Here is a 21,969-nt window from a genome sequence, read left to right as displayed (position 1 = left end):
TCCTCCTTGTTTTGGGAATAAGTATCTTTGTTTATCTGTTGCCGAACTTGTTCTATGCTAAGCCAACGGCTGCAATCAAAATATCGAGAATTTTGATTGCAATAAATGGCGCGATCGCCCCGCCACATCCGTAGATTAAAATGTTGCGCTGCAAAAGTTGATTGGCCGTTAAGGGGCGAAATTTTACCCCGGTTAACGCTAGGGGAATCAAAGCGGGAATAATCAAAGCATTGTAAACTAATGCCGATAATACTGCTGATTGACCGCTAGCTAAACCCATGACGTTCAAAGCGCCGACGGGGGCAAACATTGCCGGAATAATGGCAAAATATTTCGCGATATCGTTGGCTAGGGAAAATGTAGTCAGCGCACCGCGTGTAATCAGTAATTGTTTGCCGATTGTCACTAAATCAATCAATTTTGTGGGGTCGGAATCTAAGTCCACCATGTTGGCAGCTTCTTTCGCGGCTTGGGTTCCCGAATTCATTGCTAAGCCTACGTTTGCTTGGGCTAGGGCGGGTGCGTCGTTGGTTCCGTCCCCGGTCATTGCTACTAATTTACCTTGGGCTTGTTGCTTGCGAATTACTTCGATTTTGTCCTCTGGAGTTGCTTCGGCGATGAAGTCGTCAACGCCGGCTTCGTCGGCAATTACTGATGCTGTAATTCGGTTGTCTCCGGTGAGCATAATTGTGCGGATGCCCATTTTTCTGAGTTGGTCAAATCGATCGCGAATTCCCGGTTTAATCACATCTTTTAAATAAATAATGCCGTAGATGTCGCTGCCTTGACAAACTCCCAAAGGTGTGCCTCCAAGCCGGGAAACTCGCTCGTAAGCTTCATCGAGATCGGGGCCGATGTTACCACCGCGCGATCGCACAAAACCCTTCACCGCATCCACCGCACCCTTGCGAACCTCCGTACCATCGGGCAAATCCGTGCCAGACATCCGCGTTTTTGCCGAAAATTCCAGCCCGGTGGCGTTAGCGCGATCGAAAGTTGCTGTAGCGCCCAATTTTTCTGACAAACGGACGATCGACTTTCCCTCCGGTGTCTCGTCAAACACGCTTGCAGCCAGCGCTACAGCCGCCACATCCTCCAGCGAGTGACCGTTTACCGGGATGAACTCCTCAGCTAAACGGTTGCCCAGGGTGATTGTCCCCGTTTTGTCCAAAATCAGCGTATTCACGTCGCCACAAGCCTCCACGGCGCGTCCAGAGGTCGCTACGACGTTAAATTGAGCCACGCGATCCATCCCCGCAATCCCGATCGCACTCAGCAAACCGCCGATCGTGGTTGGAATCAGCGCCACCAGCAGTGAAATCAGCGTCACCACACCCACCGGGGTTTTCACGTAAGTTCCCACCGGCGGAATCGTAGACACCACAATCAAAAACACCAGAGTCAGCACCGCCAGCAACACCGTCAGCGCGATCTCATTCGGTGTTTTCGTGCGTTCAGCGCCCTCCACCAGCGCGATCATCCTGTCCAAAAACCCCTTACCGGGGTCGGCCATCACCCGCAGCGTCAGTTCGTCGGAAAGGATGCGCGTCCCGCCCGTAACGGAACTGGCGATGTCCGAACCCGGTTCCTTGAGTACCGGGGCGGATTCGCCCGTGATCGCAGATTCGTCTACAGAGGCGACACCCGCGATCACTTCGCCGTCAGCGGGAATGATATCGCCTGCGATTACTTTAATTTGATCGCCGCGTCTGAGGGATGTTGAGCTCACTTCCTGCAATGAACCGTCTGGTAAGAGTTTGCGGGCGATGGTGTCGGCTTTGGTCGATCGCAGTGCGTCTGCTTGGGCTTTGCCGCGCCCTTCTGCTACGGCTTCGGCAAAATTTGCAAACACCAAAGTGAAGAACAAAATTAACGTGACTAAACCGTTGAAAACGACTTGATTATTGCCTGGAACCGGGCCGAAGAGAGTCGGATCGATGGTTAATAATGCAGTCACAATTGTGCCTACCCAAACCACAAACATCACCGGATTTTTCAACATTACTCGCGGATCTAGCTTGATGAAAGCTTGTTTGAATGCTCTTTGGTAAAGGCCTTTGGTATTTGCTTTGGGTGTATGTCGGCGGGATTCGCGAGAACCTCTGGAACGGGGATTTTTTGGAGAATTGGTGCTATTGGAAGAAGCCATATTTTTGATTTTTAATGAACCGCAGAGGACACAGAGAACACAGAGAAAGAGAGGATTGATGTTGACAGTTTTTTGCTACAGAGGTGGAGGAGTTGGTGTGGCTAAAGGTGTTGCGGGTACTGTGGTCGGTGCAGGTTCAAATTTGCCACTGCTAATTTCATATCCTTCGGCAATTGGTCCTAAAGCTAGCACTGGGAAAAATGTTAAGGCCCCTAGAATTAAGATTACTCCAGCGGTGACGCTGGTGAATAACACTGAGTCGGTTCTGAGAGTTCCTGTTGTTTCTGGTACTGGTTGTTTGTTGGTCATGCTGTCTGCTAACAGCAGCAGTGCAACAATCGGAACATAGCGTCCTAATAGCATACTAAAACAGGTGCTTAAATTCCACCAGATTCCGGTAGATGCTGGTTGAGAGTCTGCCAATCCTTCAAAACCTGAACCGTTGTTGGCGGCGGCCGAAGCATATTCGTACATCACCTGAGAAATGCCGTGAAATCCGGGATTGCTGATGCCGCTCAAGCTGTTGGGAAATGCGAGGGTAATTGCGCCGGGAATTAAAACGGCGATGGGATGAATTAACAGCACAACGCTGGCTAAAACTATTTCTGGTTTTTCTATCTTTCTGCCTAAGAATTCTGGGGTTCTTCCCACCATTAATCCGGTGAGAAATACGCTCAAAATTAAGTAGATAAATAGGTAAGCTGTACCAGTTCCTTGTCCGCCCCAAACTATTTGCAAAAACAAGTTAAATAAAGTAGCAAAACTGCCGGGAGGCATTAAAGAATCGTGCATTCCGTTGACCGCACCGCACATTGTGCCTGTTGTAGTCACTGCCCAAAGGGCGGTTTGGGCCCAGCCAAATCTAATTTCTTTTCCTTCTAAATTTGGCTGCACTGAGCCTAGTAATTTGTTGATGAGAGGATTCCCTTGGAATTCACCGACTGCTGCAATGCTAATCAAGAAAACGTAGATGCTAAAAACCATCCAAAAAATTAGCCAGCCTTGTTTTTTGTTATTGGCAAATATCCCGTAAGTATGAATGAGTGCTGCCGGAATTGAAACCATGGCTATGGTTTCCAGCAGGTTAGTGAAAGGGTTGGGATTTTCATAGGGGTGAGCCGAGTTAATGGCAAAGAATCCGCCGCCGTTTTCTCCTAGTTGTTTGATGCTTTCAAAGTGAGCAACCGGGCCGCGGGCTATTACTTGGGTGCTGCCTTCTAAGGTGGTGGCAACTGCTGGACCTGCTAGGGTTTCTGGTACGCCATTAATTAGTAGAAGCAAGCCAAGTATTAACGAAAGTGGTAGCAAAATACGGGTGATTGATTGAATTAAATCGATGTAAAAGTTGCCTAGGGGTCTACCTGTTAATCCTCGAATAAAGGCAATGCCTACTGCTAAACCGGTGGCGGCTGAGGTGAACATTAAAAAGCCCAAAGTTAACTGGGATAAGTAAGTAAATGTTGTCTCGCCGGAGTAATGCTGTTGGTCGGTATTGGTGAGGAATGAAATAGTTGTGTGCAGGGCGGTATCCCAGGTTGGTGTACCTAAGCCTGTAGCATTTAAAGGGAGAAATCCTTGAAGCATGAAAATGAGGAACACAAATATGCCCATGGCGATATTGCTGTAGAATACCGATCGCGCATATTGCCAACCTGTCATTGAATCTGCCGAGCGAATATTGCCAACTTGATAGATGAGTTGTTCTAGGGGTTTAATGGCACGATCGAGGATGGTTGCTTCTCCCATGTATACTCGTGCCATGTAATTGCCAAAAACCGGGGCGATCGCTACTACTATGATTAGCGTTAAGGCGATTTGAATTAATCCTTCAATCATAAGGGAGTCGATACTTTCTTAAAAGTGTAGTTTACTTTTAATAATCAATATACTTGAAGTTAGGGTGGTTGATAATTAACCCCCAGGTATAAGTTGCTGTTTACCCATTATGTATAACTGCTATATGTTTTAGTAGTAGACGAATGTTTAGATTTTTTAAACTACCTATACTTAGAGATATATTTTTGCTCTAAACGCGGGTATCTTGCGTCAAAATAAATGAAATATACCGCTAAAATATGGATTAATTAATGATCTTAAAAAAAATCTTTAAAATCAAGGAAGACTTGGCTCTGAGAGAGAAATGTTGGCGGGGGCGATGGTCGATCGCTATTTTATTTACCATTGTGGTAGCACTAGAATTTAGCACGCCGTCAGAGTATTTATTTGGCTATTTGTATACAGGGCCGATTTTAATGGCAAACTCGCGCCTGAGTCGGTTGGCTAAGTTGCAAATTACGCTGCTAGCAGTAGCTTTGACTGTGTTGAATTTGTTTGTTCCTTATGGAGAAAAGATCGCCCTAGCAACTGTAGCAAATAGGGCGATCGCTGTCATGGCTTTGGGGGTGACAGGCTATTTGAGCGATCGCAATCAGCAGTACCAAGAGGCGATCGCCCTTACCAAAGCGCAATTGCAGTCCCAGCAACAATTGGCTAGCATCCGAGAAGATTTTGTCTCTACTTTGACTCACGACTTGAAAACGCCGATGCTGGGGGCGATCGAGACTATTAAAGCTTTTAAACAAGCCAAATTTGGCGATGTGACTTCTACTCAGCAAAAAGTTTTGGAAACCATGACGCGATCGCACAAAATGTCGCTACAATTAGTAGAAACCCTGTTGGATGTTTACCGCAACGATACTGAAGGTTTGAAACTGCAACTTGCTCCTGTAAATTTAGTAGCTTTAGCAACAGAGGTAATTGCCACACTCGCAGATTTATCGGCGGCGCGCCGAGTTTATATTAGTACAAGTTACGGAGAGTCAGATTTCCGCCGCTCTTTGTGGGTAAACGGCGATGCAGTCCAACTCCAGCGCGTTTTTGTTAATTTGCTAACAAACGCGCTCAACCATTCTCCCCGAGGCGGCAAAGTAGAAATTGTGATGGCATCTCATTCAAGTTATCAGATCGTGAAAGTTATTGATAGCGGGTTGGGAATTACAGCAGACGAACTGCCGCACTTGTTCGAGCGTTTTTATCAAGGAAACGGCGATCGACAAGCTAAAGGATCGGGATTGGGATTATACTTATCTCGCCAAATTATTGACGCGCACGGCGGTATAATTTGGGCAGAAAACAAATTGCCCCACGGTGCTTTGTTTGGATTCCGACTACCAGCCATCTCCGCCAATGAAACCTAATTTTCCCTTACGAATTCTCCTAGTTGAAGACGACGAACTATTTCGGTTGGGACTGCAAACTCGATTGCAGCAGGAAAGTTGCTTGCAAATAATTGCCGAGGCCGAAGATGGCGAAACTGCGGTAGAATTGACTCAGGAACACTTACCGGATGTGGTGGTTTTGGATGTAGGTTTGCCGGGAATTGGCGGCATAGAAGCTTGTCGCCAAATAAAACAGCGACATCCAGAAATTCCCGTTTTAATTTTAACATCTCATTCGCAAAAATCGTTAATTGAAAGGTTGATGGCTGCGGGAGCTCACGGATATTGTCTCAAGGGAATTGCGGCGGAAACTTTGGTGTTGGCAATTCGATCGGTAGCGTCGGGCGCTTCTTGGTGGGATAAGGGCGCAACTGCGGAAATTCGGGCGGTTTTTGTTAATCCCGAACCTGTGAAAGTTGGCTCAAAATCGGAAGTTTTAGACAATCCGCTGACAAAGCGAGAACAGGAAATTTTGGCTTTAGTTGCGGGGGGAAAAAGCAATCAGGAAATTGCACAAATATTGTACATTGCGCCGGGGACTGTGCGGGTTCACGTTCACGCAATTTTGCAAAAGTTAGAAGTGCGCGATCGCACTCAAGCTGCTGTCCTGGCAATTCAGAAAGGATTAGTTGCACAAGAACTGTTAGCGATCGAACCTTAAAAAGGCGATTTGTGTACTGGAATAGTCGGTTTTTGAAATGAATGAATTGCTAAATGCACCTCTACAAGCTAAATCTATTGCAGTTTCAAGGAAAATTAATATCACTCTCGATTGTTGATTTTATTGGTCTCCTGACTATACGGTACTACTATTGTCGATCGATGCTGACAACATTAATGAAGTTTGACATTGCACAAGTTTAACCTCAAGGCTAAGACGATGCAGAACTTCGTGCATTCTCTCCCACGGCCGCCCCGCAAGTTTGCAACTAAGCGCGATCGACCTAAACTTGACAATACTGGTTTATTCAGCGTACCACTGGCGATCGTAACTCTTTAGGACAACTGATTTTTACGTCGGCGGGCGCTGCGATCGGCCGTGCTACTATTAGTTTAAACCTCAGAGACAATGGTCGTATCGATACTTCGGCTACCCAGCTTTCGTCATTAACGTCACCAACCAGCAACCAGTGGCACAACCCGACAGTTACAGCATTCCCCACGACAAGGTATTCAATCTGCCAGCCCCCGGAGTCCTAGCCAATGACATCGACCCCGACGGCGACACATTGACGGCCAAACTGGTATCCGCCCCCAACTTTGGCAAGATCAATTTCAACAGCGACGGTTCCTTCAGCTATACTCCCAATCCCGGTTTTGTTGGGTTGGAGTAATTCAGCTACAGTGTCAGCGACGGAACTTTCACATCAGCGTCTGCTGTGATAGTTATTAATGTCACAAATCAGCCGCCGCAGGCGGGGGTACGGGCGACGATCTATTGTTTGGCGATCGCGGTGCTGATACTGTGTGCGGCGGCGACGGAGACGATACTGTGGCTGGTGGAATTGGCGATGACTGGCTGATTGGAGATTTAGGAAACGATACGCTGCGAGGGGGAAGCGGCCGCGATTACTTTTTGTTGAGTGCGGGACAAGGCAGCGATCTAATTGTTGATTTTACTAAAGGGGAAGATGTGCTGATTTTAACAGGAGGATTGACTGTCGATCGGCTCAGCTTCGTTCAACAAAACAGTGCAACTTTCATCAAGATTGCCAATACAGGTCAACTTCTGGCTGTTCTGAGTGGAGTACAAGCAAGTGCGATCGGACTGGATGATTTTACTATTTTCTAATATGATGTCCTGTAGATTACCATAACAAAAACGGTTTGTAGTGCCGACTGAAGTCGGCTCTATTTTCCAAAAACGGTTTTTGGTGCCGACTGAAGTCGGCTCCCGGATTGCGGACTTCAGTCCGCAATCCGGGAACTAATCTCATTGGGGTCGATCGACCGGACATGATATAGTTGCACAAACAAGCCCATAAAAAATTAATTTAGATTGCTGGTTTTAGGGTGGCAGCGATCATGATAACAAAACTACAGCGCATTCAAGGTTTGTAGGGACACGGCACTGCCATCTCCTAGCAATCGCGACGGGTGTAGGGACACGGCACTGGCGTGTTCTTGTGTGCCCTTAATCGATCTCGCATCTGCTGTATTTTTTATTGAAATTTTAGGTGCATCTACATGGGACAAATAATTATTAACGAGTTCCGGAGGAACGGTCAATTTCAGGGGAACGAATACGTAGAACTGCTGTTGACTGAAGATTTAACAACATCTCAACTCGAAACTTTTTTTGTAGGCGATTCTAACGGTACAACAACACAAAATCTTTCGGCTTATCAGTTCAGGGATATGACGAGTATTGCTCCTGTATTTAAGGCAGGAACAATAATTGCGATCGGCGGTTCAAGTGTAATTCCAGCAAACGATACTACCTACAATCCCGTACCGGGCGGAAATGATTCTGATTGGAACATTCAATTGCTACTAAATAACGGTGCTGGCGGTACTTACCTCAATAATGTTTTAGTCGGTTCCAACGCCTTCGGAGGAGATTTTGCGGCATCAGATATGGTGTGGGTAGATACTAGCAGTACGGGAACTACTTCTGTTGATTCGATTGCCTGGCCGACAACAGGTTTGGGAACATTTGGCACTGAAGCTAAGGTACAAATTTCTGCTCCTAGTAACGGTGCTAATGTCGAATTTATCAGCGCGGTTGGCGGTCTCAACCAAAGAGCTAATTATGCTGTCAACAGTCCTGGTTCGATCGGCCTGCCCAACGGTGGAATTAATACTATTTATATTAACAGCCTCCGCAACCCGCAGGTCAACAGAGCTCCAACTTTGCTAAATCCTAATAGTAATAGTTTGACCGCAATTAATGAAGGTACAGCCAGTGCAGCTAACACCGGCTTTAGTATTTTCAGTATTCCAGCAGAGTTAGGCAGCGATGCAAATGGCGATCCTTTGGGCGTCGCAGTCACAGCAGCAGACAATACTAACGGCAACTGGCAATTTTCAACGAATGGCACTACTTGGACAAATTTCGGTGCGGTGTCTGACATTTCCGCAACTTTACTCGGCCCGATACCTCTTTACAACGGCTTGGTTGGCAGCACTCCCAGTGTCCAAAATTGGCTGTCTCTAAGGAACTTAAATATTATTTCTCCTACTACTGTTGCTTCGGAAATATTTAGCGGTAATGGAGTTAATTTAAACAGCACTGCTGCCAATAATATCTATGCGGGCTATACAAATAATCCTTTAAGTCAGTCATTTCCACCGCTCGATCGCACTTCTGGATTTGGCTTAGATTTTAATCTCCAAATTATATCGGAAGCCCGAACTAATTCCAATCGAGCGGGTTTTAGCATTGTTGCCGTTACGAGCGATCGCAAAGCAATTGAAATCGGTTTTCAACAGCTATCTCCAACTTCCGGCAATATTTTTGCACAGGGAGACGGCATTACTGCCAATCCGGCAGGACAGCTCAACAGTTTGTTTTTAGCAGAGGAAAATATTTCTTACAACACCAATATTGCTACTAATTATAATCTCAGAATTCAAGGCGACTCTTACTTTCTTTCTAACGAGAGCGATATTATACTCACGGGGCCACTGCGAGATTATGCGGCATTTAGCGGTGCGATCGATCCTTACGAAATTCCTAACTTTATATTCCTCGGTGACAATAATACTGCGGCCCAAGCTAACATCAACCTAACGCGAGTTTCGCTGCAAACTCCTGCGAAAGTCCGCTTCGTACCAAACCCGGACTATTACAGTACAAACGGTAGCGAACCGACAATTACCTTTCGGGCATGGGATGGAAGTAACGGAGTTGTTAGCGGTACAGCGGGTGTCAATGCTTCTGTTACCGGGGGAAGTACACCGTTTAGCACTAATTCGATTACTTACAGGCTTCCAGTTAATCCAGTCAATGATGCGCCGTCGTTTGTCAAAGGGCTCGATCGCACCGTGGGTCGCAACTTGTCTCAAACCTTCCCCGGATGGGCGACGGCGATTTCTCCAGGCCCCGCCAACGAGTCAGCACAAACAGTAAACTTTCAAGTGGTGGGGAATGACAACGCTGCTTTGTTTAGCGTACTACCAGCGATCGACCCTTCGGGACAACTAACTTTTACTCCTGTAGCAGGTGCTAGAGGCAGTGCAACTATTACTGTAAACCTCAAAGATAGTGGCGGTACAGATAACGGCGGCGTCGATACTTCAGCCAATCAAACATTTGCGATCGATGTTATTAACAATGAACCGATCGCACAAATTGACACCTACAACACCCTTCACGGTAACGTTTTTAACGTGCCTGCTGCTACCGGAGTTTTAGCCAACGACAGCGATTTGGACAAAGATTTGTTGACAGCAAATTTAGTCGCCAATCCCAACAGCGGGACGATCGCATTTAATAATGACGGCTCTTTTATTTATACTCCAAATCCCGGCTTTTTTGGACTCGACAGCTTCACCTACAGCGTCAGCGATGGAGTTGCTACCGCCTCAGCAGCAGCAAATATCAACGTTACCAAGGCAGGTACATTTAAATTTAGTGCTGCCAATTACATAGTTAATGAAAACGGTAATTTTGCCACAATTACTGTTACTCGTACCGATGCAGACAATCCGGCTGAGGTCAGTTACAGCACCAGTGATGGCACTGCTAGCGATCGCAGCGACTACAATCAAACAGCAGGAACCTTAAATTTTGGTGTTGGCGAAACATCTCAAACATTCTCGATACCAATTATTGATGATTCGGAAATAGAAGGCGATCAAACTGTTAATTTAAGTCTCAACAATCCCACTAACGGATTCGATTTAGGATCGGTTTCTAGTGCTGTTTTAACTATTGTTGATACCACTGCTACGCCAACTCCGACGCCAACTCCGACGCCTTCGGAAACTCCGACGCCTTCGGAAACTCCGACGCCAACTCCTTCGGGAAGTTCGACGCCGACTGCGACGCCTTCGCCAACTCCTTCGGGAAGTTCGACTCCGACGCCAACTCCGACGCCAACTCCTTCGGAAAGTTCGACTCCGACGCCAACTCCGACGCCAACTCCTTCGGGAAGTTCGACTCCGATTGCGACGCCTTCGCCAACTCCGACGCCAACTCCTTCGGGAAGTTCGACGCCGATTGCGACGCCGACTCCTGGGGTAATTCCTACTCCGACAGCCACTCCGACTCCGATACCTGGGGACAGGGCGACTCCAGTGGGGGCGGACACGGGGACAGGGCGCATACAAATTATTGGGGAAACACCGACTGATTTTGATGCGGGGAATGCCAGCATCTTTTCGGAAATCTGCATTTGCGATCGCACTATTTTACCCGATCGCACTTCCATTCCCGCACCCAATACTACTCAAAATACTCTCAGCGGTACTGACGGCAAAGATAGATTAACCGGCAGTAATCTTAACGACAGCATCAACGGTTTAAACGGTAGCGACTTGCTGAGCGGACTCCAAGGCAGCGACAATATCTACGGTGGGTTTCCTGGCCGCATTTCTGTCGCAGCGGATACAGACAGCGATACAATATTTGGCAACGAAAACAACGACTATATCATCGGTCACGCTGGCAATGATATTATTTATGCAGGTAAAGATAACGATGTGGCGATCGCAGGCAAAGATGACGATTTAATCTGGGGCGATAAAGGCAATGATACCCTGTTTGGCGATCGAGGTAATGACAGTTTATTTGGCGGCAATTCTGATGCGTCTGACGGCGACTTGACAGGAAAAGATTTGCTTTTTGGCAATAACGGCAACGATATTTTATACGGGCAAGAAAGCGAAGATACTCTTTCGGGCGGCGAGGACAATGATACCCTACACGGCGGCAAAAATAGCGATCTAATCTTGGGCGATTCCGGCAACGATTTGCTGTTTGGAGACTTGGGAAATGACAGCATTTGCGGCGGCGAAGGAGACGATACAATTTTTGGAGGTATTGACAACATTGCCACCGACGCTAGCAGTCAAAAAGATGAACTCTGCGGCGGTAGCGGCAGCGACTTAATTTTTGGCAATGACGGCGCGGATAAACTGTGTGGTGGCGAAGGCAATGATACTCTGTACGGGGGCAAAGGTGACGATTTTTTGACTGGCGGAATTGGCGATGACTGGCTGACGGGAGACTTAGGAAACGATACGCTGCAAGGTGGAAGCGGACGCGATTACTTTTTCTTGACTGCGGGAGAAGGCGATGATGTAATTGCAGATTTTACCGAGGGCGAAGACTTGCTAGTTTTAACAAATGGTTTGAAGTTCGATCGCCTCAGCATCCGTCAAGAAAAAAATACTACCTCAATTAAGATAGCCAGTACAGGTCAAATTCTGGCGGTTCTGAGTGGAGTGTCAGCAAGTGCGATCGGCATACAAGACTTTACCATAATTTAATACCAAATCCGGTCTCATCGGAACGATTAAACCGCCAATCCGCCAAAAGCGCGTGGCATCTTCTTCTTTCTCTTCCTTCGCGATCAGAGCGCTGAGGCGCGGCTTCGCCTAAAGCGCCTTCGCGGTTCATTTAATCTTACTACCTATCCGCGATCGCATAGTTTACGGTTGCTGTTGAACGATCGAACCACTCTTGATGCTGATGACGCAGAGTCTCCACAAAAGAGAGATCAATAAATCAGATATTATCTGCGTTAATCGGCGTTCACCTGCCAACATCTGCGGTTTTCTGATTCAAAACATAGTAAATCGCCCAAATAGCCATCGCCCGCAAATAGTGACTCGCCCGAAAAGTCCCCCCCGCCGTAATCGCTTCCGGCGTCCGAAACTGCAACCCATTCTCATAAACTTGCTTCACCACCGCATCCGTCAATTTAAAAGCTTTATCCTCCATTCCCATCTGCACCAAAAAAGCAGCCAACCCAAAATTAATCCCCGTCCAAACTTCCAAAGGATGAGTTGCATTGGGATTTTCCGGCGAACCATTCAGCATTACCCCATTCGCCGCGCCAAACTCGCCGTCATTGAACTTCAAAAAGCAAGAATCGTACACAGTTTCTAAAGCACTGACTGCACATTCTGGCGGTACAATATCCGGCAATCGTAACAGCTTCGCGTAAAATTGACCGCACAATTGGTCTGCCATCACCACTTCCGATTTACTCTCGCTGTCCAAACGGTAATATTGACCGTTCCAGAGTTTTTCTTGATAGCTAGGTCTTGCTTGTAACAGCCAACTGTGATATAATGCAATCTTCTCTTGGGGATTGGGAATTATCTCAGGTGCTGCATCTTCTAAGATTTCGCCGATCGCGATCGCACTCTCCAGCGCCGCCAACCACAAACCCCCGCAATACGCACTTATCCCCCGCATTTGCCAATCATCAAACGTCTGATCCGGTGCTCCAGAATTCTCAGGAATGCCGTCCCCATCCTCATCAAAAGTTTTCAGATAAGCCAAAGCTTCAACAATTGCCGGCCAACACTCTTGCAGAAACTCACAATCTGTGCAGCCAGTCAATAGGAAATCCCGATAAACCTGCAACACAAAATCGCAAGGTAAATCCTTCCACAAATTGCAATCTTGATAGCTAGTATAATTCGTTTTCTCCCAAGGATGTTCGTTGGGAGCACCCAAATCGTGCGGCGTCGCCCCAACAGCTTTTCTAATAGCCGAAGCTTGATTCCAGCCCACAATTCTCGGCGTATCGTCACCCGCAGAAATTGCCCGCGCAAAAGCAATCATTACCGATTTTTCTAATTCCGGCCACAGCATCAACAAAGCAAAAGAACCGTAAAGACGCACGTCCAAACTTTCGTACCAGCGGTAATCAATGCACTCCAAAACTCCAAATTGACCCTTGGGATCGCGTTCGTCAGCCGCAGTCCAAAGCGTACCGCCGTCTGTTAGGATGTACAATTCATTAAACAAAGCCATTTTGAAACTATCTGACAAATCTGTCCGTTCTAAAATCGGTTTTTGCCAAGCTTCAATACTTTCGCGCCAAGTATCGGAATGCTTCATCGCGGTACGAATCATCGGCCAAACATTTTTGCCATTGCGCCCGAAGAAATCGGTATAACGGCGGTAGTAAGAAATTCCCGATGCAAATTCAGTAACGGGCAAATCCCAAGCTATGATAAAGGGGATTTTGCGAGTTTTACCCGGTCGAATTGTAAACCGAACGGCGATCGCACAAGCCGATCTTTCTCCAGAGGCTGCGGCTGTCTCGTCTCTGTCATCCAACAAGAAACCTTCAGCCGAAAAGTTGCGCCAAATATCTTCGCCGTTCCCCGCCGGGTTCCAGCGAGTTTGATAGAATACTTCTACCGCCGGATTAGTAATAGTTGCGATCGCCCATTGTCCATCTCCCTCTTGCGGTTCGTCATCAGCAGTCAACCGCGTCATCACGCAACCGATCCGGTGAAAATCTTCCACCAATAAGTTCAAATTGTCGGCACTTTCTCCCCACCGGGATTGATAATCATAAAATGGACTGCCATCATCTCGCACCATCACTTCCGGCGACTTGTTAGCATTAGTAAACCAACCAACAATATTTTCCCAAGTTAACATGATGCTAAGAGTAATCGGCGCATCTGTAGGATTGTGCGCTACCCATTCAAACATGGCAACTGGATAACTGCTTTCCTGATAATTGTTGGGCAAAATTGGCGAAAATTGCTCGCAGCTTAATTGAGTCTGAAACACATTTTCGTAAACAAACCAACTGCGCGGATACAAAGCATGATAAGTCCCCGAATTAGACTTTTCTCCTATCCCTTCTTCCTTCTCTTCCCTTCTTCCTTCTTCCTTCTTCCTTCTTCCTTCTTTTGGATACCATTTCCAACTAGATAAGCTGCCATCTGTCGGCGCTTCAGTACACAGTGCAAAAGCTTGTTTTTTGCCGCCATATTCTTCAAAAACGCTGAATTGACAAGCGGGCAAATTGCGAAAAATGTGTTCGCCGCCGTCGATGTGCCACAGGTTGAAATCCCCTCGGGGCGATCGCCCGATGCAGCCTGCACCGAACCCGCCTAGGGGCATTCCGTGCCAGGGGCCGTCGTCGAGATTGCTGGCGTAGCGGACTGTGTAGGGATTGTCCCAACCGAGTCCGATCGGGCGTTTCCAGGTGTGTGGAGGGATGTTTGGGTTAAATGTGCGATCGTTATTCATGGGATTAATCTTAGCGCGATCGGGCTTAACAATCCTAATTGTTAATAAATTTAGCTTTTTAGCCAAATCTGCTCTTGTGCTCAATGAATATAGTGTATAATACAAATTATCAGTTCAGCCTATTACAAAAAAATTAGATGAGTAGAACCATTAATTTTCAGACAGTTTCTTGGTTTTGGGATCTTTATACAAGACATCTGCTCGATCTTGAGCCACCTTATCAAAGACGCAGTGTTTGGAATCAAGAATACAAAGACTTTTTTATTGATACTGTACTTAATGAGTATCCTGCTCCCGCAATTTTTTTGTATCAAGAAATAACTCCCGAAGGCGTCTCTAAGTATGGTGTGGTCGATGGAAAGCAAAGGTTATCCACTTTATTTAGCTTTGCTGAAAAAAAGTTTCCAGTAAGTGAAACAGCAACTATAACACGAATCAGAGGAAAATATTTCACAGATTTAGAGAATGAGTTCAAGCAAAAATTTTGGAAATATCAATTTGCTGTTGAATATGTCCAATCCGACGATGAAGTAATTATCAATAATATATTTGATCGTATTAATCGTAATGTTAGTAAATTAACACCTCAAGAACTTCGTCACGCCAAGTTTAGTGGAGTATTTATTACTACGGCAGAAGATTTAACTGACTGGATGATTTCCGTTCTACCACAAAATTTTCCTTCAATTCCTCTTAAAGCAAGACAACAAATGAAAGATGTAGAATTTGTAACTCTACTTTTACTTTTCTTAGAGGAAGGAGTCAAATCATATCGTCAAGACGATTTGGATAAAGCTTTCAATGAAAGAGATTTAGTGTGGGAAGAACGAGATGAAATAGAAGCTCAATTTAAAAAAGTCATTGAATTAATAAAAGAGCTTTTAAATCAATGTCCTTCCAATATAAATCTATGTAAAACACGACTAAAAAATCAAGCAGATTTTTATTCATTGTTTGGTGCAGTATCAGAATTAAATACTGACTCACAATTACAAATTACTTCAGAGGTTTGTAATAGAATAGATGTTTTTTTGAAATCATTAGATTCTCCTGAAACAAGGATAACTATTTCCGCAGTTCAAGATTATTGTGATGCCATTTCAACCTCATTATTAGGTTCAGCAGGAATTGAGAAAAATAAAGCCAGAATTAATATTTTAAAATCAGTGCTTTCAGGAACTATCAATCTATAATTAACTGGTAAATTATCAAACTTATGATTTATCCTCCTATCTTAGACCGCCAGTATCAACAATATCATCCCCTGGTTGAAGAAGTTGCAAAGCGAGTCAAATCAACGATGCTGAATTTTTGCGATCATAAAGGATATGCACTGACTTCTAGAATTAAAACTATTGAATCTCTAGCGGAGAAAATTGAGACAGGTAGATTCAAGAAATGGTCTGAATTAAATGATTTATTTGCTTGTACAGTCATTATACCAAGTCTATCACAAGAACAAGAAGTGATTGAATTTTGTCAAAATACTTTTAATCTCAAGAAAATAGTAAAAAGAGGACAGAATAAAAAATCTCCAGATACTTTTATATTTGATTCAACCAGAATCTATGTTCAGTTAAGAAGAGCAGAAGATACAGATTTAGATAAGTTTTTAAGTATATTTGACATTGTATTTGAAATTCAAATAAAAAGTGCTTTTGAACACGCTTGGGCAGTTTCAACCCATGATTTAGTTTATAAAGGTTCTAAAGTTGATTGGAAAAGAGTTCGCTTAGCTGCACAAATTAAAGCTACTGTTGAACAACTAGATACAGTAATTATGGCATTTGACCAAATAGCTCTTACTATGCAAGATAATGATTATCCTGAAATCAAAAGAAAGTGTCAAATAGCTGTTGCTACTCAAGAGCTATTTGCTCAACAAAAAATTCCCCAAGAACTTCAACCAAAAGATATAACTCGTTTTTGCGATAACTTATATGGTGTCATTGTGAGCGCTAACAAAGAGGACAAAGTTCAAGAAGTTATTAAATCTATCAGAAAAAAAGTTAATTCAACACCAAGCAGGCAAATTCCTCGTAGTATTTCCTTATTACAATATTTTTTGGCGATTTTAGTAGAAGACAAAATTATCGTTTTGCCTTTAGACAAGCATTGTTTTCACATAACAGAAGAATTGATCGCGCTTTATCCCATTTTTCGGGACAGCGTTAATTCTATATTTCAATATGATATGTGACAGTTTTAAGGAAAACCCGATCGCCCTTCCTTACGCAAATCCCAAATCAGAACCTTTCCCCGCGTGAACCAAAGCCAACTTTTCGTAACGCTTAGCGTGTTCCACCAACTCCGCAGATTCCTCCTGTGAGACATCTCGCAGCGGCTTGGCAGGCACTCCCGCAACCAGCGTGTGAGGGGGAACGTCCTTCGTCACAACCGCCCCCGCACCGACGATCGAGCCTGTGCCCACCCTGACTCCGTCCAGGACGATCGCCCCAATCCCGATCAAACACCCCCGTTCAATGTAAGCTGAATGAATCACCGCTCGGTGTCCGACAGTCACGAAATCTTCCAAAACAGTCGGTTTTCCCGGATCGCCGTGCAGAATTGCTCCATCTTGGATATTGGTACTTTTACCGATCGCAATTCGCTCGACATCCCCCCGCACCACCGCCCCGTACCAGATACTAGCACCGGCTGCCACCTCTACCCTGCCGATGACAACAGCACCAAAAGCGACAAAAGCAGCTTGGGAAAGATCCGGCGCTGGCCAATAAGCAGGAAGTGCAGGCAGAGGTTCGTTGAGATTGCTCATTTGTTGGTCGATCGTTATACTTCTAGCAGATTAGCTGGTTGTTGATACGGGATATAATAAGACTATTTGCCACTTTTGCAGATAAATATGCTGGGATGCAATAAATGATTGAAGTTGCCTTGCAATACCCGATGTTTGGCCCGGAAATTCAGTGTCCCCACTGTCGCCAAACAATTCCGGCTCTAACGCTGACGGATACCTATTTGTGTCCGCGTCACGGGGCATTTGAGGCAGATCCAAAAACCGGGGAACTGGTTCACCTTCAGTCAGGGCGGCACTGGCGCCGCTGGGAGGCTGAATGGTATCGCCAGCACACCCACCCCGACGGGATTCGGTTTGAAATTCACGAAGCGCTCGATCGACTTTATACTCAAGGCTATCGAGCAACTCGCGTGATCGTTGCCCAACGCTATCGGGACTTAATCAGCACTTATTTGGAACGCAGCACGCCTTGGCGGGGCCAGTCGGAATCGTCGTCGCGCCCGAAACTGTACGGTTTGCCGGTGGATTTTAGCCCCGATCCCCAAGAGGTACCTTGCTGGGAAGTGATTAATTTTGATTTGGAAAAAGAGCCGGGAGTTCCTACTAGATATCCCTATTTTCGGTTGTTTGAATAATCAGTAGTTATTGGTTATTGGTTATTTGTTGTTGGTTATTAGGGAATTGTTAGCTGTTAACTGTTGACAGTTAACTACTGCCTACTGTTAACTGTTAACTGTTGACTGTTAACTACTGCCTACTGCCAACTATCAACTGCCAACTGCCATCTGCCAACTGTCAACTGCCAACTGCCAACTGCCAAAATTGAATGCACCACGCCTCGATTCGCACTGCTAACATTCACCGGGCGATCGCCTTTTACGAACAGTTAGGATTTACTGTCAGCGATCGCTTTACCACAGGTTACACCCTAGCCTGTTGGATGGAAGGTCTCAACGGACGCATCGAACTCATTCAAATCCCGGAACCAAAACCCGCACCTGATGCTTTCGGTGACGAGCATTATGTTGGATACTATCATCTATCCTTCGATTTAACTGAGGCGACAACTGACTTGCCTAGTTGGTTGCAGTCTCTAAAAGAACGGTTTCAGGAAGCAGCCTCCGAGGAACAAAGTCAGTTTCTACCGCTGAAAGTTTTATTAGAACCGACTCAACAGGCGATCGGAAATAATGTTTACGAAGTAGCTTTTATTGCCGATACTGATGGTTTGCCTCTAGAGTTTATCCGGCGGATGAATGACTAATGAGGTTCAGTAGTCATTAGTCATTTATATTCTTTGAATTCACACCGCTAATCCTTAGCTAGAAGACTCAGCGATCTCAAAAGGTTGTCGGAAGTCTTTTCCAACAATAAATCGCGTTGAATCTGAAGGATAAGTCTTAACATACAGCAGACAACCGGTTGCTGACGACGGACTATAGGGAGAATTGGGTGAATACCGCAGCCAAGAGCCTGTTGGGTAATCTCCTAACTCATCACTCCAAGAGCCTTCGATGACAAAGATTTCTTTCACTTCAGATTCAACGACGTTCGACAAAGCTGCGCCCGGTTGCCAGCGTTCCACCCACACTTTTTCAGCAAAACTGTCTTGCTCATAAAGTGGCTTTACCTCTATTTGGGGAATAGCACCGGGCTGCCAAGACAACTCGTAAATATTTGTTTTCACCCGCTGGCGAGTGGCTCCACCATGTTGCCGTAATTTAACAAATGTCAGGCAACCTTCATCGCTATAAGGACGATGGATAAACCCTTCCGGATTGAGCATATAAGATCCTGGAGGATAGACACCAGTTTCATCAGCGAAGTTACCCTGGAGTACCAAAATTTCTTCTCCACCCGGATGTCCGTGTAGCGGGAAAAAGCCACCCGGATCGAAGCGAGTCAGCATGGTGACAGGATGATCTTGAACGCGATTGTCGGACTCAAAGCAACCAAACCAAATTCCAGTAAAGGTGGTCTGATGCCAGGTCAGCGATGACGGAAAGACCGCGACTCGACTTGATACGTCATTGTGAATTAGTTGAGGTTTCCACTGAAGCTGAGAAAACATGATTCTTGAAATTTCCTATCAATTTAAGGTTGATTTAATCTTAACTCAAGATTGTTAATAGATTGCTTAGTATAGGCAGTTTACATGAATTGTGCTATATTTTCTTGCGGATCGCCTGTTCCCTATTGCCTATTTATGATCTTTCGCCAGTTCGATCGTTTTATCCAGCAATGCATCACCCACAGAATCTGTCCCATAGGAGTCTGCGATGTGTAAGGCGATATCCAGGGCAAAACCCACCTTGCCATCCAAAAGCGCAAAAGCCCAAAGACTCACGTAGTCGCGCAAACTAGAATCAACTAATTTAAGATGATCGAGGGTTCTGAAGTATCTGGCTTCAGCGGCTGTCGGACTCCCCGGTAATCGTTCGATCTGTTGCCGATCGAGTTGACTAGAGAGGGCTTTCCGCGTACTCTGCATGACCCTAGGAAAACTCTGAAAGTTGACACTCGACAGCCAAAACCCTTCCTCAATTAAAGATTTGTGAACTAGATCGAACGTGTTTTCTCCTTCATAGAAAGCGAGGATTCCTGGTTCAACATCGATCGCCAATATCCGATCTCTGACCGATTTATCGATACTCAAAAATAGATCTAAGTCCCGACCTTGGGAATCGAGTTTCAACCAATCAATTCCATGAATTTTCAGCTCTCTAATAACTTCATCTAGGCGCGTCGCGGGTAATTCTACGTAGCTCTCAACGTCAAATGTTTCTGTAAAGCTATACTGCTGGCAATTCTCGAATTTGGGTTGAAGCGTACTCGAACAGTAGGGATAGGAGGTTAGGACAAACTTGACCTGACTAGAGGAATCATCTGTTACGATTTTTTTGATAATAGTGAATTTTTGGAAATTCCAAGAATTTTCCTCATTCAATTCTCTTGAATCTGGGTCGAAGCCAATGTAGTAGGAAAACAAAGCAATTTCCTGCCAGATGCGGTGAGGTTCGCCTGATGCACCGATATCGACTAGAACAAAACTATTCTCATTAAAAATGGCAATTTCTGACAGTAATTCTTGAAACATTGCGTCGCTTTACTCGCTCGAATAGTTGACATTAGTGATTAAACATCAAAGTGGCACATATAGCAATCCAGCCTTGTCACAAAATAAAACCCGCCGGCGCGGGTTTCATCTTAAAGCTAATTGTTAATAACTTACGGTTTCAACTACTTCTTAGGAACAAGGACCTCGTTAGCAGCAACGGGACGAGTTGACGAAGCGGTAGTTTTCAAAAGTGCGATCGCCTGCGCGTAAACAGGATCGTCCTTAGTCGCAACCAACATCGGTTTGTTAGCTAATTTCAGCTTTTCTGCGTCGCTTACTAGGACTTTAACATCGGGAGTAACGCCCTTGTGGCTGATATCAGTACCGTTGGGAGTATAGTAGTGTGCGATCGTCACCGCTAATCCCGAACCATCAGCCAAGGAATGCACCGACTGCACCAAAGCTTTGCCAAAAGTTTGGCCGCCCATCACAGTTGCGCGCTTGTTGTCCTTGAGAGCACCGGCCAAAATCTCGCTGGCGCTGGCCGAGTTGTCGTCCACGAGGACTACCAAAGGCTTGTCAGTGATTGCAGTGCGGTTTGCCTTCATTTCCTGAGAATCCCCAACGCGATCGACTGTACGGACGATCGCCCCAGTATTCATCCACATCCGGGCAATATCAATGCTCACCCGCAGCAGCCCGCCGGGATTCCCCCGCAAATCCAACACAAAAGCATCAGCTTTTTGAGCCGAGAGCTTTTTAATCGCCGCCTCCATTTGTTCGCCCGCGTGGGAACTAAACTCTTGCAAGCGGATGTAACCAACTTTCTCGCCCCCCTCATTCTTGAGGCTGTAGCGAACCGCAGCTACCTCAATTCTCGCCCTAGTCAGAGTGATCTCAAACTCACTTTTGCCCTGACGAGCCATCCGCAGCGAGACTTTCGTGCCTTCGTCGCCCCGAATTATCTGAGCCGCATCCGAGACAGTCATGCCTGTGGTAGTTTTGCCATCAATCGCCAAAATCGTATCGCCCGCTTGAATCCCTGCTTTGAGGGCAGGGGAATTTTCCATCGGTTCGACGACTCTAATCGCCTTAGTTTTCTCGTCTTGTTCCAGCCGCATCCCCACTCCTGTGAGTTCCCCGGAGGTTTGATTCGTCAGCGCTTCGTACTGCTTCGGGTCCATGAAGCGCGTGTAGGGGTCATTTAATTTCTCTAGGGCTTTGCGGAGGGCGGTGTAGGCAGCTTCGCGAGAGGTATAATTTGTGCTGAGCAACTCTTGGCGGGCCACTTGCCAATCAGTCTTGTTAAAGCTGCCATCGACGTACTCCCGGTTGACAATTTGCCAAGCTTCGTCTAAGACAGCTTTGGGGCTATCTTGAAGCTCGGCGCGGACTGATTGACTCAGGCCTGGAACGAGTAAAGATATCGAAGCGGTTGTGGCCATCGCCCCAGTGAACAGGGCTGCCTGTAACTTAGAAAAGCGTCTGCGGGCTTGATTCATTGAATTTGGCTCAATTCGATTTTAGATTTTTGATTTGAGATTTTATATTGCTAAAAAATCTCAAACTACCATTTAAACTATTGTGTGGAGGCTCCACAATCCCTGTGGATAG

General features: G+C 45.8%; 17 protein-coding genes and 1 pseudogene. 10 read left to right on the top strand and 8 right to left on the bottom strand.

The window, feature by feature from the left end; all coding sequences use genetic code 11:
* Window positions 1-52 precede the first annotated feature (52 nt).
* Complete coding sequence (kdpB, locus tag IQ270_RS01075) at window positions 53-2,149, bottom strand: potassium-transporting ATPase subunit KdpB (RefSeq protein ID WP_193971114.1); 2,097 nt, start codon at window positions 2,147-2,149, stop codon at window positions 53-55.
* Between the two features lie 75 nt (window positions 2,150-2,224).
* On the bottom strand, window positions 2,225-3,985 hold the full coding sequence (gene kdpA / locus IQ270_RS01070) for a potassium-transporting ATPase subunit KdpA (protein ID WP_193971112.1): 1,761 nt from the start codon (window positions 3,983-3,985) through the stop codon (window positions 2,225-2,227).
* A 251-nt stretch (window positions 3,986-4,236) separates the two neighbouring features.
* Between kdpA and IQ270_RS01065 the strand changes: the two genes are divergently transcribed.
* From IQ270_RS01065 to IQ270_RS01050, 5 genes and pseudogenes are all read left to right on the top strand, one after another.
* The gene (locus tag IQ270_RS01065) at window positions 4,237-5,346 is read left to right on the top strand and encodes a sensor histidine kinase KdpD (RefSeq protein WP_193971110.1); all 1,110 of its coding nucleotides are present in this window, start codon (window positions 4,237-4,239) and stop codon (window positions 5,344-5,346) included.
* A complete protein-coding gene (locus tag IQ270_RS01060) occupies window positions 5,336-6,028 on the top strand; it encodes a response regulator transcription factor (protein WP_193971108.1) in 693 nt (230 codons plus the stop codon). The genes IQ270_RS01065 and IQ270_RS01060 overlap by 11 nt, the downstream gene beginning before the upstream one ends.
* 445 nt (window positions 6,029-6,473) lie before the next feature.
* Window positions 6,474-6,701 (top strand): Ig-like domain-containing protein, encoded by a 228-nt coding sequence (locus IQ270_RS01055; RefSeq protein WP_339384165.1) that lies wholly within the window; start codon window positions 6,474-6,476, stop codon window positions 6,699-6,701.
* A 95-nt stretch (window positions 6,702-6,796) separates the two neighbouring features.
* Window positions 6,797-6,850, top strand: a pseudogene (locus tag IQ270_RS32170) (hypothetical protein); the annotation flags it as partial.
* On the top strand, window positions 6,833-7,159 hold the full coding sequence (locus IQ270_RS01050) for a hypothetical protein (protein ID WP_339384164.1): 327 nt from the start codon (window positions 6,833-6,835) through the stop codon (window positions 7,157-7,159). The pseudogene IQ270_RS32170 and the gene IQ270_RS01050, both read left to right, overlap by 18 nt.
* A gap of 16 nt (window positions 7,160-7,175) precedes the next feature.
* Here the strand turns inward: IQ270_RS01050 and IQ270_RS31725 are convergent, their stop codons facing one another.
* Complete coding sequence (locus IQ270_RS31725; protein WP_255532340.1) at window positions 7,176-7,304, bottom strand: hypothetical protein; 129 nt, start codon at window positions 7,302-7,304, stop codon at window positions 7,176-7,178.
* A gap of 250 nt (window positions 7,305-7,554) precedes the next feature.
* Between IQ270_RS31725 and IQ270_RS01045 the strand changes: the two genes are divergently transcribed.
* The gene (locus IQ270_RS01045; protein ID WP_193971102.1) at window positions 7,555-11,802 is read left to right on the top strand and encodes an Ig-like domain-containing protein; all 4,248 of its coding nucleotides are present in this window, start codon (window positions 7,555-7,557) and stop codon (window positions 11,800-11,802) included.
* A gap of 265 nt (window positions 11,803-12,067) precedes the next feature.
* On the opposite strand, the gene IQ270_RS01040 is transcribed toward IQ270_RS01045, so the two are convergent.
* Window positions 12,068-14,539 carry a GH116 family glycosyl hydrolase gene (locus IQ270_RS01040; protein ID WP_193971142.1) on the bottom strand — a complete coding sequence of 824 codons (2,472 nt, stop codon included), beginning with the start codon at window positions 14,537-14,539 and terminating at the stop codon, window positions 12,068-12,070.
* 137 nt (window positions 14,540-14,676) lie between these two features.
* Here IQ270_RS01040 and IQ270_RS01035 point away from each other — a divergent pair, with 137 nt between their 5' ends.
* The gene (locus tag IQ270_RS01035; RefSeq protein WP_193971100.1) at window positions 14,677-15,732 is read left to right on the top strand and encodes a DUF262 domain-containing protein; all 1,056 of its coding nucleotides are present in this window, start codon (window positions 14,677-14,679) and stop codon (window positions 15,730-15,732) included.
* A gap of 23 nt (window positions 15,733-15,755) precedes the next feature.
* Complete coding sequence (locus tag IQ270_RS01030; protein ID WP_193971098.1) at window positions 15,756-16,739, top strand: hypothetical protein; 984 nt, start codon at window positions 15,756-15,758, stop codon at window positions 16,737-16,739.
* Window positions 16,740-16,769: 30 nt separating this feature from the next.
* Here IQ270_RS01030 and IQ270_RS01025 read toward each other — a convergent pair whose 3' ends face one another.
* Window positions 16,770-17,315: a gamma carbonic anhydrase family protein gene (locus IQ270_RS01025; protein ID WP_193971096.1), complete on the bottom strand. Its 546-nt coding sequence runs from the start codon at window positions 17,313-17,315 to the stop codon at window positions 16,770-16,772.
* 104 nt (window positions 17,316-17,419) lie between these two features.
* Here IQ270_RS01025 and IQ270_RS01020 point away from each other — a divergent pair, with 104 nt between their 5' ends.
* Window positions 17,420-17,932, top strand: coding sequence for a TIGR02652 family protein (locus tag IQ270_RS01020; protein WP_193971094.1), 513 nt, complete (start codon window positions 17,420-17,422; stop codon window positions 17,930-17,932).
* A 191-nt stretch (window positions 17,933-18,123) separates the two neighbouring features.
* Complete coding sequence (locus IQ270_RS01015) at window positions 18,124-18,561, top strand: VOC family protein (RefSeq protein ID WP_193971092.1); 438 nt, start codon at window positions 18,124-18,126, stop codon at window positions 18,559-18,561.
* A gap of 54 nt (window positions 18,562-18,615) precedes the next feature.
* Here IQ270_RS01015 and IQ270_RS01010 read toward each other — a convergent pair whose 3' ends face one another.
* The 3 genes from IQ270_RS01010 to ctpB all read right to left on the bottom strand — a co-directional run bounded on the left by IQ270_RS01010 (window position 18,616) and on the right by ctpB (window position 21,857).
* Window positions 18,616-19,368: a cupin domain-containing protein gene (locus IQ270_RS01010; RefSeq protein WP_193971091.1), complete on the bottom strand. Its 753-nt coding sequence runs from the start codon at window positions 19,366-19,368 to the stop codon at window positions 18,616-18,618.
* A gap of 129 nt (window positions 19,369-19,497) precedes the next feature.
* Window positions 19,498-20,394, bottom strand: a complete 897-nt coding sequence (locus IQ270_RS01005; RefSeq protein WP_193971090.1) for an FkbM family methyltransferase — start codon at window positions 20,392-20,394, stop codon at window positions 19,498-19,500.
* Between the two features lie 143 nt (window positions 20,395-20,537).
* Window positions 20,538-21,857, bottom strand: coding sequence for a carboxyl-terminal processing protease CtpB (gene ctpB, locus IQ270_RS01000; RefSeq protein ID WP_193971089.1), 1,320 nt, complete (start codon window positions 21,855-21,857; stop codon window positions 20,538-20,540).
* Window positions 21,858-21,969 lie beyond the last annotated feature (112 nt).

The sequence above is a fragment of the Microcoleus sp. LEGE 07076 genome (assembly GCF_015207455.1).
Taxonomy (GTDB): Bacteria; Cyanobacteriota; Cyanobacteriia; order Cyanobacteriales; family Microcoleaceae; genus Microcoleus.
This window is presented reverse-complemented; position numbering and strand designations above follow the sequence as displayed.